This window comes from Nocardioides sp. NPDC127503 (assembly GCF_040302165.1).
Taxonomy (GTDB): Bacteria; Actinomycetota; Actinomycetes; order Propionibacteriales; family Nocardioidaceae; genus Nocardioides.
Genome location: NZ_JBEORH010000011.1, coordinates 243,254 through 260,453, shown reverse-complemented (window position 1 = coordinate 260,453; position 17,200 = coordinate 243,254). Strand labels below are relative to the sequence as shown.

The 17,200-nt window shown below is 70.5% G+C and carries 10 protein-coding genes; all 10 read right to left on the bottom strand.

All coding sequences use genetic code 11. The features are described from left to right. Nucleotides 1–31: 31 nt before the first annotated feature. Entirely contained in the window at nt 32–2,800 is a 2,769-nt protein-coding gene (locus ABTW65_RS24050; protein ID WP_350664842.1) for a family 78 glycoside hydrolase catalytic domain, read from the bottom strand. A gap of 59 nt (nt 2,801–2,859) precedes the next feature. Beyond that, nucleotides 2,860–6,024, bottom strand: a complete 3,165-nt coding sequence (locus tag ABTW65_RS24045; protein ID WP_350664840.1) for a family 78 glycoside hydrolase catalytic domain — start codon at nt 6,022–6,024, stop codon at nt 2,860–2,862. Nucleotides 6,025–6,117: 93 nt separating this feature from the next. Beyond that, nucleotides 6,118–6,726, bottom strand: a complete 609-nt coding sequence (locus tag ABTW65_RS24040; protein ID WP_502890661.1) for a LutC/YkgG family protein — start codon at nt 6,724–6,726, stop codon at nt 6,118–6,120. Continuing rightward, nucleotides 6,719–8,179, bottom strand: a complete 1,461-nt coding sequence (locus ABTW65_RS24035; RefSeq protein ID WP_350664837.1) for a lactate utilization protein B — start codon at nt 8,177–8,179, stop codon at nt 6,719–6,721. The genes ABTW65_RS24040 and ABTW65_RS24035 overlap by 8 nt, the downstream gene beginning before the upstream one ends. Beyond that, nucleotides 8,176–8,916 (bottom strand): (Fe-S)-binding protein, encoded by a 741-nt coding sequence (locus tag ABTW65_RS24030; protein WP_350664835.1) that lies wholly within the window; start codon nt 8,914–8,916, stop codon nt 8,176–8,178. The genes ABTW65_RS24035 and ABTW65_RS24030 overlap by 4 nt, the downstream gene beginning before the upstream one ends. A 36-nt stretch (nt 8,917–8,952) precedes the next feature. After that, nucleotides 8,953–9,180 carry a helix-turn-helix domain-containing protein gene (locus tag ABTW65_RS24025; RefSeq protein ID WP_350664833.1) on the bottom strand — a complete coding sequence of 76 codons (228 nt, stop codon included), beginning with the start codon at nt 9,178–9,180 and terminating at the stop codon, nt 8,953–8,955. A 62-nt stretch (nt 9,181–9,242) separates the two neighbouring features. After that, the gene (locus ABTW65_RS24020; protein ID WP_350664831.1) at nt 9,243–12,350 is read right to left on the bottom strand and encodes a glycosyl hydrolase; all 3,108 of its coding nucleotides are present in this window, start codon (nt 12,348–12,350) and stop codon (nt 9,243–9,245) included. Between the two features lie 23 nt (nt 12,351–12,373). Further along, nucleotides 12,374–13,849: a rhamnulokinase gene (locus ABTW65_RS24015; protein WP_350664829.1), complete on the bottom strand. Its 1,476-nt coding sequence runs from the start codon at nt 13,847–13,849 to the stop codon at nt 12,374–12,376. Continuing rightward, a complete protein-coding gene (locus ABTW65_RS24010; protein WP_350664827.1) occupies nt 13,846–15,876 on the bottom strand; it encodes a bifunctional aldolase/short-chain dehydrogenase in 2,031 nt (676 codons plus the stop codon). The genes ABTW65_RS24015 and ABTW65_RS24010 overlap by 4 nt, the downstream gene beginning before the upstream one ends. 5 nt (nt 15,877–15,881) lie before the next feature. After that, nucleotides 15,882–17,051, bottom strand: coding sequence for an L-rhamnose isomerase (rhaI, locus tag ABTW65_RS24005; protein ID WP_350664824.1), 1,170 nt, complete (start codon nt 17,049–17,051; stop codon nt 15,882–15,884). Nucleotides 17,052–17,200 lie beyond the last annotated feature (149 nt).

Sequence of the window (17,200 nt, the reverse complement as noted above, 5' to 3'; positions counted from 1 at the left end):
TGCCGCAGGTTAGCGGAGCCACGGCACCTGGTCATGCCCCTTTCGTGAAGGTCCACGCACCGGAGCCGATCCGGTAGGAGGTGATGCCGTTCTCGGTGCCGAGGCGCTCCGGTGCGGTCCTGCCGGGGCCGGTGGCCAAGTAGGAGCCTTCGGGGAGACGTACGACCGCGGTGACGTTGACCGGGATGGTGGCGTGGAGGGTGACACTGTCGGCGGTGCGCGTCCAGGACGAGGCGACGCGGCCGCGTTGGGTGACCACGGAGCCCTTGGCGTGGGTCAGGCCGGTGGCCGGGACGCTGAGCTCGACCTCGGCGGCGCCCGGGGCGGTGGTGCGGATGCCGAGCACCGACTCGGTGACGTCGACGATGCCGCGCGAGCCCCAGCCGTGGGAGGCGCTGTTGGCCGAGCCGCTCAGCTCCCATGCCTCGGGGGTGAAGGTGCCGCCGTCGGCGAGCCAGCCGGCCCAGCCGTAGTCGTCCTCGTTGGTCAGCAGGTTCAGGACGCTCTCGCCGGCACCTGCGTCGGCGAGAGCCTCGAGCAGCACGTGGGCGGTCATCGGGCCCTGCTTCATGCCCTGGGAGGCGATCTGCTCACCGAGTGCAGGCACGTCCTGCTGCGGTGCGACGCCGAAGGCGATGGCGTACGAGGTCGCGTGCTGGCCGGCGTGGGCGGACTGGGTGCCGTCGGCGAGGAGACCGTCGACGTAGGTCCCGTCGGCCTTGCGCAGCGTCTGGTTCATCCGCGTCGCGAGGGCGTCGGCGTCCGAGCGGAGGGCGGCGACCTCGGCGCTGGGGCGGTCCAGCTCCTCGCCGATCAGCGCGACCTTGCGGAGCACGTCGACGCCGAGTGCGTTGACCGTGGTCCTGGCGGCGGTGGTCATGTCGTAGCCGAAGCGGCCGTGGGCGGGCCAGTCGACGATGCCGTACAGGTACTGGCCGGAGCCGCCGGACAGGTTGGTGACCAGACCCTGGGTCGGGCCGCTGGTGGCGATGTGGCGGCGGATGTAGCCGGCGGTGGCGGTGAGGTTGTCGTAGGCGTCCTCGAGGACGGCCTTGTCGCCGGTCTCGAGGTAGTAGCGCCAGATCCAGTCCGGGACGACCTCGGTGAAGTCGGGGATGTCCCGCTTGCCGTCGCCGTTGGGGTAGACCGCGTTGTAGCGGCCGGCGTCGTTGCCGGTGGTCCAGTAGCGCTCCTGGCTGAGCAGGAACTCCCGGATCGCCTGGCGGGAGGCGGCCCGCTCGCGCTGAGAGGACATCAGGCCGATCGAGATGTTGGCGGTGTCGTGCAGGAACTGGCCCTGCTCGCGCGTCGGGGTGTCGACGAAGGTCTCCTGGACCGAGTAGCGCAGCGAGCGGTCCATCAGGTCCCACACGTCGTCGAGGGTCGCGTCGGAGCTCTCGAAGGTGGCGGCGCCGTCCTCGTCGTAGGCGCTGTGGACGACGGTCGCGGTCACGTCCTCGGTGGTGATCTCCTCCCCCGCGCCCGGGACCTCGAGGTAGCGGAAGCCGAGGTGGCCGACCGCCAGGTAGTCCTGCGCGCCCGCGGCCTGGGTGTAGGGGAAAGACATGTTGGTGCTCTGCGTCGAGAGGCCTGTGGTCGAGACCCGGCCGGTGTCGGCGAGCTCGTAGCCCGCCCGGATCGGGACCTGTCTCCCGGCCACTCCGTCCTCGAAGTGCACGCCGGGCCTTGCCGGCATGATCCTGCCGAAATCGGCGACGGGAGTGCCGTCGGCGGCTCGGAGGATGCGCTCGGGGTGGACGACGGTCTCCTCGAGCCGGGTCTGCTGGCCCTCCAAGTGGGTGAACGGCGCCACCGGGTGCGCGCCGACGACCACCGCGCCGGACCACTGGGAGTCGTCGTAGCCGGGCGCGGTCCAGTCGCCGATCTGTTGGGCGGCCTGGCCGTCGAGGTGCTCGATCCACAGACCCTCGCCGTTGCGGGTGCCGACCATGACGTACGGACCGCGGCGGACCTTCCAGGAGCCGTCGGTGACGATCGTGGTCGTCTCACCGTCGGCGTAGGTGAGCTCGAGCTTCAGGAGTACGCCGGGAATGCCCGCAGCACGCCCCTGACCGCCGCTGAACCAATGGAGCTTGACGCCAAGGGCGAGGGGCTCGCCGGGCGTGACCAGGTCGGTGACGTCCGCGGCCTGGTAGTAGCCCTCGCTCGGGTAGCCGAAGTTGCTCATCCGGTCGGCCTGCTCGCCGCCGAGATAGAGCTCGGCGGTGTGGCTGGCGGCCAGGTAGCTGCGGGCACTGACGATCTTGCCGTCCGGGACCTCGACCTCGGTGCGGGCCAGGGTCCACTCGTCGCGCTCCTGGGCGGGGTTGGTCGCGGTGCCGGGTGGTCGCCTGATCCAGCTCGCGCCGGCCCAGTCGCCGTCGCCGAGCCCGGTCTCGAAGGCAGCCCTCGCCGACCACCGCGACGGCTGCTTGCCGCGGTCCCAGGTCATGACCCGCCAGGTGTAGCGGCTGCCGGGTTCGAGCTTCTCGCCGGCGTAGTCGACGTAGGACTGCTGCGCTGAGGTGACCTTGCGGGAGTCCCAGACGATCTCACCGGCGGCGTCGCGTACCTCGATCTTGTAGGCGGTCTGCACCTCGTTGGCGTCGCTGTCCTGGGGCAGCCAGCCGAACCGCGGGGTCAGGTCGGTGTTGAGCGGTCGGGTGAGGTCGTCGACGTTCAGGCCGGCGGGTGCGCCGGGCGCGGTGTTGGCGGACGCGGCACCGGTCGGTGTCACGGCCGCCGCGAGGCTGGTGACGACCAGGGCGCTGGTGACGATCGCGGCCAGGCGGAGCTTCATGGGGTCCTCCGAGCGAGTTGTACGTTTTCTGTGGCCGGATCCGGCCACAGCCTTCAGGTTCAGCAGACTGCGCGAAGCCGATCGGCCTCCGGGCTCTCCCCGGAGCTCGTGCTGATCACATGGCAGCCGGAGGGCACGTCCTGGATCACCAGGTAGGAGCCCTCACGCGTCGCGGGCACCGGGTGCCCGTCGAGGAACACCTGCTCCCCGGACGGCGACGGTACGAAGACCTCTGCCCGAGAGTTGCCCGGCACGCTCACGCCGACGTCGGTGCCGCGGTCAGTCGTGGCGTACGCCGCGCCTATGCGTCCGCGGAGGGTGGGCAGGGTGACGTGTGCCCACGGGACCCCGGCGGGCTGTGGCCGGACGCGGAACTCCTCGTAGCCGGGCTCCAGGGGCTCGATGCCGAACATGCCTTGGGGCACGTTGTAGGCCGGCGACGCCGCCCAGGGGTGCGACCAGGTCATGTTGGGCTTCAGCGAGGTGTCCCAGGCCTCGGCGGTTGCGCCGGCTCCCTTCGCGATCATGTTGAGCCAGCTGCGGAGCCCCGTGCTCGTCAGCAGCTGGTGCGCGACGTCGCCCCGGTCACCGTCGTAGAGCGCCTCGAGGACGAAAGCGGCGCAGTAGACGCTGCAGGCCATGCCCCGGGTTCCGATGTAGTCCGCAGCACGTTGCGCGACCTCACCCTGTGCGAGCCCGAACGCCGTGGCGAAGACGCTGGCCTGGATCGCCCAGTGCTCGATCGGGGTGCCGTCGGCGTTGAGACCGTCCCGGAAGGCACCCTTGGCCGAGTCCCACAACTTCTCGTTGGCCGCGTCCCGGAGCCGGTCGGCGATGGCGGTGTACGTTGCAGCATCGTCGTCGTGGCCCAGCGCCGTCGCGATCTCCGCCATGTCGCGGAACGACCGGTGGCCGATCGCGTTGATGACCGTGTTGTAGGGGCGGAAGACGTAGCCGTCGCGCTCCGATGCCGGCCAGTCGACGATGTCGCAGTCGGTACAGGAGTTGGCGCCGTTGGATCCGGTGTTCTTGCGGATGAGTCCTGTGGACGGCTCGACCCACTCGAGGGGCAGCTTGTCCTGCAGCGCGGCGTAGTTGCGCGCAAGCGCGTCCGTGTCACCGGTCTGCTGCCAGGAGTCACGGAAGGCCAAGATCGTGTACATCGGCCACTCGGTCGGCCACGTACGGTCGGTGAGCAGGTACTCCAGCGAGTAGTTCCCCAGCGTGGGGTCGCTGGAGACGAAGAAGTTGGCCATCATCTGCAGGTAGCTGTCGGCCTCGTAGGCGTCGCGCTCCCGGGTCCAGGAGTCGACGTAGAGGTTGTGGTTGGTGGCCTCGATCGTGTTGCGCGACAGCGCCCACACGCGGTCGAGGTCGTCGTCGGCGGAGTCGAAGACCGCCTCGTTGGTGTCGAAGGGATAGATCTGCGCAAGGGCGGGGAAGTCGGCCGTGCCCAGGCCGGTGGGAGCACCGATGACCTCGGCGTAGCGGAAGACCCGCATCCCCCAGGTCTCCAGGTGCTGCTCACCGTCGCGCAGCGTCCACTTGTCCTGGTAGGTGTTGCCGGTACGCATGGCGTACCGCACCGTCTGGGGCGCGGACAACTCCTCGCCGAACCGGAGGTCGAGCACCTGGCCCGCGGTGCCGTCGACGTCCAGGGAGAGACCGCCGATCCAGGTCCGGCCGTAGTCGATGAAGTAGTGGCCGGGTGCCTTCTCCACCACGTTGACCGGGTCCCTCAGCTGCTGCTCCACCTTCGCCGTGGGGGCTGCGCGGAGGTCGCCGAAAGCCGGGCGCACCGCGGCGTCGCTCCAGCCGGAGTCGTCGAAGCCCGGCTCGGCGAAAACCTCGGGCCAGTGGGCCGACTGCAGGTTCTCCTTCGGCGCCGAGAAGAACGACGTTCCGATGCTGCCGGCGGCGGGGAAGGCGAGCCCACCGGAGCGGCTCCGCCACTGGGGACCGCTCACGATCGCGTCACGGGTGCCATCGGCGTACTCCACGACAAGCCGCCCGAGGAAGCGCCGGTCGCTGCTCGTCCAGCCGAGCACCCCGATCGCATTCTCGGCTCCCGGCCGCAGTGCGGCGGTCACGTCGAAGCCGTCGTAACGGGCCTCCCCGCGGATCGGCTGCGTCGGGCCGAGCCCGACGAACTTCCCGTTGAGCCACGCCTTGTAGACGTACTGCCGGCCCGGCGCGGTCGAGGATGCGGTCGCGTAGAAGGTGGCGGCCGCGATCGGCTTGTCGGGCAGCGTGAACTCGTGCCGGAGGAAGGCCCAGTCCTGCGACTCGACACCGTAGACGCAGTTGGCGTTCGTGCCGACCTCGAGCCACCCGCCCACCGCGGCGCCGCAGGCGAAGTCGCTGCTGGCGGAGAAGTCGTTCGTGTAGAGGACCTCGCCGGAGTTCGAGGTGACGGTTAGGTCGTCCCACGCGTTGCGCTCGGACCCGCCCGTGCGGAAGCCGACCGAGCCGGCAGCGAAGTCGGTGAGGGTGCGGGTGTCGATGAGGGTGTCGTCGAGCCAGGTGCGGATGGTGGTGCCCTCGGCCTGGATGCGCAGCCGGTAGGACGTGTCACGGACGAGGGGCTGGGGCAGCGGCACCGAGTCGAGCTGGGTGAAGGTCCCGCCCACCCGCTTGTGGGGCGCGAAGGTGTTCACCCCGTCGCCGCGGAACTGCCACATGTAGTAGTTGCTGGCGTCCGAGGCGCGGAAGGCGATGGTGGCGTTCTGAGAGGTGATCCGGAAGGTGGTGTCGATGGTGACGTCACCCCAGGTGACCGTGCGGGCCGGGGCGAGCCAGATGGGCTGGGCCTGACCCCACTCCTGACCGGGACCGGTGGTGAAGGTGTCGGCGGTCGACCAGTCAGAGCTCTTTCCACGCCGGTCCCACGTGCGTACCCGCCACTGGTAGGTCTGTTCGGGCTCGAGCGCCGGGCCGGCGTAGGGCACGTTGGTGCTCGCCGAGGAGGTGACGCGACCGGAGTCCCAGACCCCGGCGGCGCCGATGCCCTCGCTGATCCGGGCGACCTGCACGCGGTAGGCGCTCTGCTCGGCGAACGGAACATGCCAGGCCAACAGCGGCGAGCCGAGGTCCTCCACGTCACGCGGCGAGGACAGCTGCGAGACGGTGAGGTGGGTGGCTGCCGCGCCGTCGACGGCGACAGCCGGGACTGGTACCGCGACGACGAGCGCGCTGATGACGATCGCGGCCAGACGGAGCTTCATGGGGGTCCTCCGGAGCGTGATTGATACGTTTCACTGCTGCCTGGAGACTATGACGCCCATCACACTCGCGGGAAGGGTCCTGGCCGGATCCGGTCACCGATTGCTGGCGACCACCAGGACGTGGAGGGTGCGGGGGCCGTGGACGCCTTCGACGCGGTCGAGCTCGATGTCGCTGGTGGCCGACGGACCGCTGATCCAGGTCTGGGGGCGGGCGGGGTCCAGGATGCCGATGGCGTCGGGGACGTCGGGCACCACCTGGTCCTCGCGGACGACGCAGATGTGGGTGTCGGGGACGAGCGAGATGGCTCGGCGGCCCTGATCGGGGGCGTGGTCGAGGACGATCGTCCCGGTCTCGGCGATCCCGACCCGGGCCTCGGTGACGACGGCTGCGATCCGGTCGAGCTCCGCGGCGGTGAGGGTGCCGTCGTCGACGATGGCGTCGGGGACCCGGACCGACAGGCCGGGCGGTACGACCACCTGGCCGGCGGGCAGGGCGGCCGCGATGCGGTCCTCGAGGTCCTCGGCTCCGCAGCGCTCGACCACGGCGCGGTAGTCGGCCACGCGTTCAGCGAAGAGGTCGACGACCTCGGGGGTAGCGACGGGGGCGAGGTCCCGAGGAACGCTGGGCTCGCCGAGGTCGATCGTCGAGCCGGCCAGTGCTTCGCGGACCTTGGCGAGGATCTCGGTGCGGGCGTCAGTCATCGATGCCATCTCCCTTTCGGCCGTCGTCGGTGCGGCCGCCATCCGTGCGCAGCCACCAGGCGCGGAAGCTCTCCCCCGGCGCGTCGGGCAGGTCGCGCGCGCCGATCCAGGCGGCGGGTCCGAAGCGGCGTGCGAAGCGCATGCCGAGACCGGTGAGGCGCTCGACGGCGGAGAGGCGGCGCGAGCGCCCCAGGACGTACGCCGCGCCCTTCATCGCCACGGCCTCCGGCTTCGGCACCCCACCTCGGTGGGCGTCGACCACCTGGGCGCGCTGGTCGACCAGGACGGAGGGGATGTCGATGCGTACCGGACAGACCTCGAAGCAGGCGCCGCACAGCGAGGAGGCGTAGGGAAGCGAGTCGATCTGGTCGTCGTGCCCGACGCCCTTCAGCAGCGGGTTGAGGATGGCGCCGATCGGGCCCGGGTAGACCGAGCCGTACGCATGGCCACCGGTGCGCTCGTAGACCGGGCAGACGTTGAGGCAGGCCGAGCAGCGGATGCAGCGCAGCGCCTGCCGGCCGACCTCGTCGGCGAGCGCCCTGGTGCGGCCGTTGTCGAGCAGCACCACGTGCACCTCCTGCGGGCCGTCGCCGGGGCTGATCCCGCTCCAGGTCGAGGTGTAGGGGTTCATCCGCTCGCCGGTCGAGGACCTCGGCAGGAGCCTGAGCATCGGGTCGAGGTCCTCCCAGCGGGAGACGACCTTCTCGATGCCGACGACCGAGACCAGCACCTCGGGGAGGGTCAGGCACATCCGGCCATTGCCCTCCGACTCCACCACCACGAGGGTGCCCGTCTCGGCGACGGCGAAGTTGGCACCGGAGATCCCGACCTTGGCGCGCAGGAACTTCTCGCGCAGGTGCTCCCGCGCGGCGGCCGCGAGCACGGCCGGCTCGTCGGTGAGGTCGGCGGGCGCCGGACGGCCCGCGGCTCCCATCTTCGACCGGAAGATCTCGCGGATCTCTGCCCGGTTGCGGTGGATCGCCGGCACCAGGATGTGGCTCGGCAGGTCGTCGCCGAGCTGCACGATCAGCTCGGCCAGGTCGGTCTCCCAGGCCGCGATGCCCTCCTCGGCGAGCGCCTCGTTGAGGCCGATCTCCTGGGTCACCATCGACTTGACCTTCACGACCTCCTGCGCGTCGTGGGCCTTGGCGATCGCAGCAACGATCGCGTTGGCCTCGGCGCCGTCACGAGCCCAGTGGACGGTGGCGCCGTTGGCGGTGAGGGTCTCCTCGAGGCGTACGAGCTGGGTGTCGAGGTCGAGCAGCGCGCGCTCCTTGACCGCGGCACCGGCCAGGCGCAGCTCCTCCCAGTCCTCCACCTCGGCGACGACCTTGGCCCGCTTGGCGCGGATGGTGCCGGTCGCATGGGCGAGGTTGTGGCGCAGCTGGGAGTCGGCGAGGGCCTCGCGCGCGGCCTCCGGGAATGCCGGCATGCCGACGAACGTGCCGGTCATCGGGCAGCCTCCTCGGTCGAGGCGAGGATCTCGGCGAGATGGACGGTGCGTACGCCCGAGCGCTGCCGGGAGAGCACGCCGCCGATGTGGGTCAGGCAGGAGTTGTCGCCGGCGACCACGATCTCGGCGCCGGTCTCGCGGATGTGGCGGGCCTTGTCGGCCCCCATCGCGATCGAGGTGTCGGCGTTCTTGAGCGCAAAGGTGCCGCCGAAGCCGCAGCACTGGTCGGCGCCGGGCAGGTCGACCAGCCGGATCCCCCGCACCGATTCCAGCAGTCGTTGCGGCCGGTCTCCCACGCCCAGCATCCGCAGCGAGTGGCAGGTCGGGTGGTAGGTCACCCGGTGCGGGTAGTAGGCGCCGACGTCGGTCACACCGAGCACGTCGACGAGGAACTCGGAGAGCTCGTAGACCTTCGGGGCGACCTCCGCGACCGCCCTCTCCAGGGCCTCGTCGCCGGAGCGGCGGGCCACGATCGAGTGCTGGTGCCGGGCCGAGCCAGCGCACGACCCCGACGGCGTCACGACGGCGTCGTAGCCGGCGAAGGCGTCCACGAACGTACGCACCACCGGGACCGCCTCGTCGAGATAGCCGGTGTTGACCATCGGCTGCCCGCAGCACGTCTGCGCCTGCGGGAAGTCCACCTCGACGCCGAGCCGGCGCAGGAGGCGTACGACGGCCTGACCTGTGCTCGGGTAGAGCGCGTCGTTGATGCACGTGACCATCAGCGCGACTCGCATCCGGCGGCCTCCTTCGTCTGTCTCATGTCCATCACATCAGATGAGTCCGGTGCGTACGGCCCGCACGACCGCCTCAACACTCGTCCCCGCTCCCAGCGCATCCGCGGCCGCCCGGAGACGGCGCCGCACGGTGCGCTCGGAGATGCCCAGTGCCCGCGCGATCCGCTCGATCGTGTAGCCCTGGGCGAACAACGCCAGCACCTCCACCTCGTCCGATGGAAGGTCGGTCGAAGCGGAAGGACGTACGCCGCCCGAGGCTGCCACGGTTCACTCCTGTCTCAGCATGACGCTGACCGATCGACGGGCTCGCGACCGGGACACCGCGCTCATCCGGCCACGACCTTCTCGACGTAGGGCACCAGACGAACCGGGCCGGCGAGCCCGTAGCTCTGCCTGGTCGCTACGCCGTAGACAGACGGGGTGACGGTGCGCAGCCGGTTGAGCAGCGTCGAGGCCACCTCGATCTCGATCGTGTTGGAGCCGGCGACCAGGGCATGGCCCAAGTCGACCACGGGGTCCATCGGGTCGCACGGCGCCAGCAGCTCACCGTTGACGCGCACCCGGAAGGTGTCGTTGACGTCGCCGAGCTCCAGGTAGGCGCCGTCCTCCGCGGTCCAGTCGGTGCCGAGGTCGATGCTCGTGCGGTAGCGGCCGATGCCGGCGACGTCCTCGAGCCCGGCGACCTTCGACCAGGACTGCGGCGCCGCGAGGTCGCTGGTCACGACCTCCTTCGTCGTGGCCAGGTCCTTCGGGTCGGCCGGGTTCGCCGGCTTCCAGTCCTCGAGCGCGAGGGCCCACGACTGCGGCGTCACCGGCTCCCGGACCCGGTCGACGGCCACCTTCACCGTCCGGCCGTCGGCCTTGGTGAGCTCGAAGGTGCCGGCGGTCGTCGTACGCAACGCGACGTTGGCGCCCCGCGCCACCACGGCCTGGCCAGCGGTGGCGACGGGGAGAACAGAGCGGGCGACGCCCGCGCCCGGGGCCGCGAGAGCGACCACGGTGGACTGCCCGGGGACGAGGTCGACCCGCACCCGGACCCGGTCGCCGGCACGCTCATAGGCGGCGATCCGGGTCACTTCACCGGTCCACGCGTCCAGCAGCCACGGCACGGCGGCGCGGTCGGTGGCCGTCAGCCAGACGTCCTGCTGCACCGGGTTGAGCCGCCGGTTCTCGGCGTGCCGGGCGTTGGCCAGGTAGTAGAGGTCGACCTTGCCAGTGACACGTCGGACGTGCATCACCGTCGAGTCGGCGTGCTCGACGTCGCGTACGACACCGAGCGCGGCCAGCGCACTGCCGACCTCGGCCTCGGGGACGGTGCGGGTGGTCGGCAGGGCGCCGATCTGGGCCATCAGCGAACGCACCTCGGCGGTGGCCGCCTCGTCGTCGCGCCCGGCGACGGTGACCTGCGACCAGTCGCCGATGAGCACGATCGGCAGGCCTTTGCGGCCGAGCGCGAGCAACCGCTTCGCGCCGTCGATCTCCATCGTGAACGCGTTGCTGCGCAGGTTGTCGGCACCGACCACGACGGCCTTGTAGGCCGGACCTTCAGGGGCCAGGCGGCCGTTCGCGACGTCGACGCCGTCGAGCGCGAGCAGCGAGGCGCTGACGAAGGAGTGCGACCAGCCGAGCTTGGTGCCGTTGTTGGTGATCCACTGCGGGCCGATGCCGGTCGAGGCCCAGCCCTTGTGGCGCCAGAACGCGACGTCGTACTTCGGGGCTCCGGTCTGCAGCACCAGCTGGGTGCGGGCGAGATAGGCGGCGATGCCGGGGATGTGCTGCCACTGCGGGGTGCGCGGACCCCAGGCCTCCCCGAAGCCGATCGCGTTGTTGTAGTACGGCGAGAAGGCCGCGAAGCCAGGCCAGGTGACGTCGGGCGCCTTCGCGTACGGGAAGCCGTGGATCATCAGCTGGTTCACGCCGGCGACGAAGATGCTGTTGATCGTGAACAGCGCCTGGTTCTGGGCGGTCGGGCTGGTGCTGTTGGCGCCCCAGGTCGTGTTGTAGGCCGCGCCGTTGTAACAGATCGCCTCGCAGGAGAGGACCGTGTGTCCGGCGAGGTCGCGGCCGGCGGCCATCACCCGGTAGTCGTCCAGGTTCTTGAACCCCAAGGACTCGGTCTCCGGTACGTCGACCACGGCCGCGTGCTGCATCGTGTCGGTCTCCAGGCCGTAGGGCTGGATCCGGATGCCCATGCCGAGCGTCTTCGCGAACTCCTGCATCGGGCGCAGGTGGTGGTCGCGGTAGAGGTCGGAGAGCACGATGTTGTAGTCGTCGCGGATCTCATTGGTGCGCAGATTGTCGGCGGTGGCGGGGTCGGTGGCCGCGATCGAGAACTGGTACTTCTCGTCCTTCTCCAGCACGAACGGCAGCCACGCCCGCAGGTCGTAGCCGTGCTTCGCCTCGAACTCGTCGAGGAGGTCGCGGGTCCAGATGGTCGCCTCGGTCTCGATCTCGAGGGAGTCCTCGAAGAGGTAGCCGCCGGCGGCCCGCAGGAGCGTGCGCAGCTCGCCATCGAGCACCCGGTCCTGCCATAGGTCGATGACCTTCTGGGCGCCGCGACGGTTGAAGTGGTCGACCACGTAGGCGCGCGGCGAGGTGTGCGGGCCGGCCTCGGGCTCCTGTCCCGAGCCCCGCTGCCAGGTGGCGAGCAGGACCCAGGTGGCGCCGGCCGGCTCGGCCGGCGCGGTCCAGGTGAGGTGCTCGCCCTCGACGCTCGCGCTGAGGTCGATATAGGAGGTCGGGTCGAGGATCGTGCTGGTGATGTTGTTGTTGCGGTCGCGTACGTAGCCGGTGACGCGGTGCGCCTGCACGGTCACCAGCTCTGCGCGGGTCACCGACGACGCCGGCTCCACGACGGGCTCGGGGAGGGCGGCGTCGTAGGTCGAGCCGGCGCTGACGACCGCCTGCCCGTGCACCAGCTCGGTGCAGGCCGCGTCGTCGTCGGGCGTGATCGTCGGGACCGCGGCCGGCCAGGAGGGACCGACCGTCACGTCCACGCGTACGTCCCGCTTCGCCGCCTGCGCGAGCGCGGCCTTGACGCCGGCCACCCACGGTGCGGTCCCCCACCCGTGGGTCGCGACGTCGACGTCGATGTTGCGGGCGCGGAGGCTGTGGGTGACGTCGGCGACCTCGAGCACGCCGAAGCCGGCGTCGGCGACCTGGTCGACCTCCCGCGCGATCTCGACCGGGTCGACGAGGCCGTGCGGCCACCACCAGCGGAAGCCCGCGGCGGTGGCGGTGCCCGGCTTGCGGAACGCCTTGACGAAGGCGTCCGGGAGCCCGGCGGTGCCGGTCTCAGTCGCGGCGGTCGCGGCCCCGGCGGGGGTCATGGCTGCGGTCGCGGAGACGCCGGCGGCAGCCGTACCGAGGGTGGCGGCAGCCGTGCCGAAGAGCGCGCGGCGGCTGAGCCGGGCGTTGGAGAGGAAGTCGGTCATGGGGGTGGCCTTCGGGAGCAGGGTCAGGAGATGCGGGCCTCGGCGGCGGCCCAGTCGAGGCCGTCGCGCGGCTCGAAGCGGCGTACGTCGTAGGAGCGGCGGACCAGATCCCGCATCGCGGGGAGGTCGGGCAGGTCGGCCCCGAGAGCCCTGCCCTGGACCAGGACGTTGCCGAGTGCGGCCGCCTCGACCGGGCCGGCGAGGACCGGCAGGCCGCAGGCGTCCGCGGTGAGCTGGCAGAGCAGCTCGTTCTGCGAGCCGCCGCCGACGACGTGGACGACCTCGGGCGAGGTGCCCGCGAGGGCGGCCGCGGTTCGGACGTGGCGACGGTAGGCGACAGCGAGGCTGTCGAGGATGCAGCGGGTGATCGCTGCCGGCGAGTGCGGGATCGCCTCGCCGGCCTCCGATGCGAGCGCGGCGATCCGCTCCGGCATCGGGTCGGACGACGTGCTCGGGAAGAGCAGCCGCGGGTCGTTGATGTCGACCACCGTACGCAGCGGCGCGAGCTCCGCCGCGGCCGCGAGCAGCGAGCGAAGCTCGGCGCCCTGGTAGCGCCGCTCGCTCCACGAGCGCAGCGACTCGGACAGGACCCACAGGCCCATCACGTTCTTGAGGAAGCGGATGGTGCCGTCGACGCCGACCTCGTTGGTGAAGTCGGCGAGCCGGGCCTCCTCGGTCAGCACCGGCTGGTCGAGCTCGAGGCCGACCAGCGACCAGGTGCCCGAGGAGATGTAGGCGAATTCCTTCGTGGCCGCGGGGACGCCGACGACCGCCGAGGCGGTGTCGTGTGAGCCCACCGCGACCACGGGTACGTCGGTGGTGACACCCAGCTCGTCAGCGACGTCGGGCAGCAGCGTGCCGAGGAGAGAGCCCGGGTCCCGAAGGGGCGGGAGGACCCCATCGGGAATCCCGAGCTCCCGGCACAGGTCGACCGCCCAGACGCCCTGACGTACGTCGTAGAGCTGGGTGGTCGAGGCGTTGGTGCGCTCCGCGCCGATCGCACCGGTGAGCCAGTAGCCGAGCAGGTCCGGCAGCAGCAGCATCGTCTCGGCGGCGTCGAGGGCGGCCGTGCCGCGGGCCGCCACCAGCTGGTAGATCGTGTTGAACGGAAGCTGCTGGATGCCGGTGGTGCCGTAGAGCGTGGCCGCGCCGATCTGGGCGACGACCTTCTCGGCGATCCCCTCGACCCGGGCGTCGCGGTGGCTGAACACCTGGCCGAGAAGCTGGCCGTCGTGGTCCAGCAGCCCGTGGTCGATGGCCCAGGAGTCGATGCCGATGCCGTGCAGCGGTCCGGTCCCGGCCACCTCGCGGATGCCGGCAAGCACCTCGCGATGGATGCCGAGCACGTCCCAGAAGAGCGAGCCGCGGACACGTACCGCCCCGTTCGGGAAGCGGTGCAGCTCGTCGATCTCGACCCGGTCGCCACCGATCCGGCCGGACATGACCCGGCCGGAGGTGGCGCCCAGGTCGACCGCCGCGACCCTGAGGTGTGGGCTCATCGCAAGAACGCGGCGGCGACGCCGGCGTCGACGGGCACGTGCAGACCGGTGGTGTGGGACAGGTCGGGCCCGCAGAGCACGAAGACGGCGTTGGCGATGTTCTCCGGGAGCACCTCACGCTTGAGCAGGGTGCGCTGGGCGTAGAACTTGCCGAGCTCCTCCTCCTTGACCCCGTAGACCTCGGCGCGCTTGGCGCCCCAGCCGCCGGCGAAGATGCCGGAGCCCTGGACCACGCCGTCGGGGTTGATCCCGTTGACCTTGATGCCGTGCTCACCGAGCTCGGCGGCCAGCAGTCGGACCTGGTGGGCCTGGTCGGCCTTGGCCGAGCCGTACGCGACGTTGTTGGGCCCGGCGAAGAGCGAGTTCTTCGAGGAGATGTAGACGATGTCGCCGCCCATCTCCTGCTCGATCAGCACCTTCGCGGCAGCCTTGGAGACCAGGAACGAGCCCTTGGCCATCACGTCGTGCTGGAGGTCCCAGTCGCGCTCGGTGGTCTCCAGCAGCGACTTCGACAGCGACAGGCCGGCGTTGTTGACGACCAGGTCGACACCGCCGAAGGCGAGCACCGCGGCGTCGAACATCGCCTGCACGGCGGCCTCGTCAGAGACGTCGGCGGCGAGGCCAACGGCGACGTCGGGGCCACCGATCTCCTCCGCTGCGGCCTGCGCCTTGGCGAGGTCGAGGTCGGCGATCACGACGCAGGCACCCTCGGCGGCGAGCCGCTTCGCGGTGGCCTTGCCGATGCCGGAGGCGGCGCCGGTGACCAGGGCGACCCTGGTCGCGAGAGGCTTGGGCGCCGGCATCCGCTGGAGCTTGGCCTCCTCGAGCGCCCAGTACTCGATCCGGAACTTCTCCGACTCGTCGATCGGGGCGTACGTCGAGAGCCCTTCGGCACCGCGCATCACGTTGATCGCGTTGACGTAGAACTCCCCCGCCACCCGGGCGGTCTGCTTGTTCTTGCCGAAGGAGAACATGCCGACGCCGGGGACCAGGACGATGAGCGGGTCCTTGCCGCGGATCGCGGGGCTGTCCTCGTCGGCGTGCCTGTCGTAGTAGCCCTGGTAGTCCTCGCGGTAGCCGACCGCGAGCTCCTTGAGGCGGGCGATGGACTCCTCGACGCTCGCGCCGGCCGGGAGGTCGAGGACCAGCGGCTTGACCTTGGTGCGCAGGAAGTGGTCGGGGCACGAGGTGCCGAGTTCGGCCAGGCGCGGGTGGGCCTCGTGGGCGAGGAAGTCGAGGACCACCTCGGAGTCGTTGAAGTGGCCGACCATCGGCTGGTCCGCCGAGGCGATGCCACGGATCGTGGGGGCCAGAGCAGCCGCCTTCGTACGCCGCTCCTCCTCCGCCATCGCCGCGTAGCCCTCGAGCGCGGGACCGAACGGCTCCGCCTTGCTGTGCTCCTCGATGTAGGCGGCGGCCTTGTCGATGATCCAGAGCGAGTTCGTCTCGGCCTCCTCGGACGTGTCGCCCCACGCGGTGATGCCGTGACCGCCCAGGACGCAGCCGACCGCCTGCGGGTTCTTCGCCTTGATCTCGGCGATGTCGAGACCGAGCTGGAAGCCGGGACGGCGCCACGGCACCCAGACGACCTGGTCGCCGAAGATCTCCTTGGTCAGGTTCTCGCCGTCGGCGGCCGTCGCGATCGCGATGCCGGAGTCGGGGTGGAGGTGGTCGACGTGGGCGGCGTCGACGAGCCCGTGCATCGCGGTGTCGATCGACGGCGCCGCGCCGCCCTTGCCGTGCAGGCAGTAGTCGAACGCGGCGACCATCTCGTCCTCGCGCTCGACGCCCGGGTAGACGTCGACGAGGGCGCGCATCCGGTCGAGCCGGAGCACGGCGAGGCCGCTCTCCTTCAGTGTGCCGAGGTCGCCGCCGGAGCCCTTCACCCAGAGCAGCTCGACGTCCTGGCCCGTCACCGGGTCGGTCGCGGTGCCCTTGGCTGAGGTGTTGCCGCCGGCGTAGTTGGTGTTCTTCGGATCCGCGCCGAGTCGGTTCGAGCGCGCGATCAGGTCTTCTGCAGTGGTCATCTTTGTCAGTTCCATCCGGCCTGGGTGCCGCCGACACGGGCGGCTTCGATCTGTTCCTGGTAGCCGCTGGCGAGGTAGGCGCGCATCGGGTCCGCGGGCAGGCCACGGTCCTCACGCCACCCGCCGAGGTCGGCGCGTACGTCGGTGTAGAAGGCGTCCATGAAGATCTCGTTGGCCAGGAGTACGTCGCCGTCCTCCTGCGCCTGGGCGAGAGCATCGGTGTCGAGGAGGAGCGCCCGCGCGGACATCTCCTGGACGTTGAGCACGGACCGGATCTGGCCCGGGATCTTCTTTTCGATGTTGTGGCACTGGTCGAGCATGAAGGCGACCCCGCCCTCGGCCACGGGCTTGAACCCGCCGCCACGGACCACCTCGACGAGGATCCGGAAGAGCTGGAACGGGTCGGCCGCACCGACGATCAGGTCGTCGTCGGCGTAGAAGCGGCTGTTGAAGTCGAAGGAGCCGAGCCTCCCCAGCCGCAGCAACTGCATCACGATGAACTCGATGTTGGTGCCGGGCGCGTGGTGGCCGGTGTCGAGACATACGACGGCTCGGTCGCCGAGCGCGCTGACCTGCGCGAACGAGGTACCCCAGTCGGGGACGTCGGTGTGGTAGAACGCCGGCTCGAAGAACTTGTACTCGAGCACCAGGCGCTGCTCCTCACCGAGACGCTCGTAGATGGTCGCGAGCGACTCGGCTAGCCGGTCCTGGCGGCCGCGCATGTCGGCCTGGCCCGGATAGTTGGACCCCTCGGCGAGCCAGATCTTCAGGTCGCGCGAGCCGGTCGCGTTCATCACCTCGATGCACTCGAAGTGGTGGTCGATCGCCTTCTGCCGGATCTTCGCGTCGGTGTGGGTGAGCGCGCCGAGCTTGTAGTCGTCGTCCTGGAAGGTGTTGGAGTTGATCGTGCCGAGCGCGATCCCCTGGTCCTCGGCGTAGGAGCGCAGGGCCGCGTAGTCATCGACCTTGTCCCACGGGATGTGCAGCGCGACGCTCGGCGCCAGGCCGGTGAAGCGGTGGACGGTGGCCGCGTCGGCGACCTTCTCCTCGGGGGTGCGCGGTGTGCCCGGGGTGCCGAAGACCTTGAACCGGGTCCCCGAGTTTCCGTAGGCCCACGAGGGGACCTCGATCTCGAGGGCGGCCAGGTCGCCCGAGATCTGGTCGAACGTCGTCATCGGAGAGCCTCTCTGTGTGTGGTTGAAAGGTTTCAAAGCGCGCATCCGACGTTAGTGGCGCACGTCACGTGCGTCAAGAGCAGCGCGAACTTCGTTGCGTTTCAGCGCCGACCGCGAGAGGTCAGTCTCTGACCGCGAGAGGTCAGTTC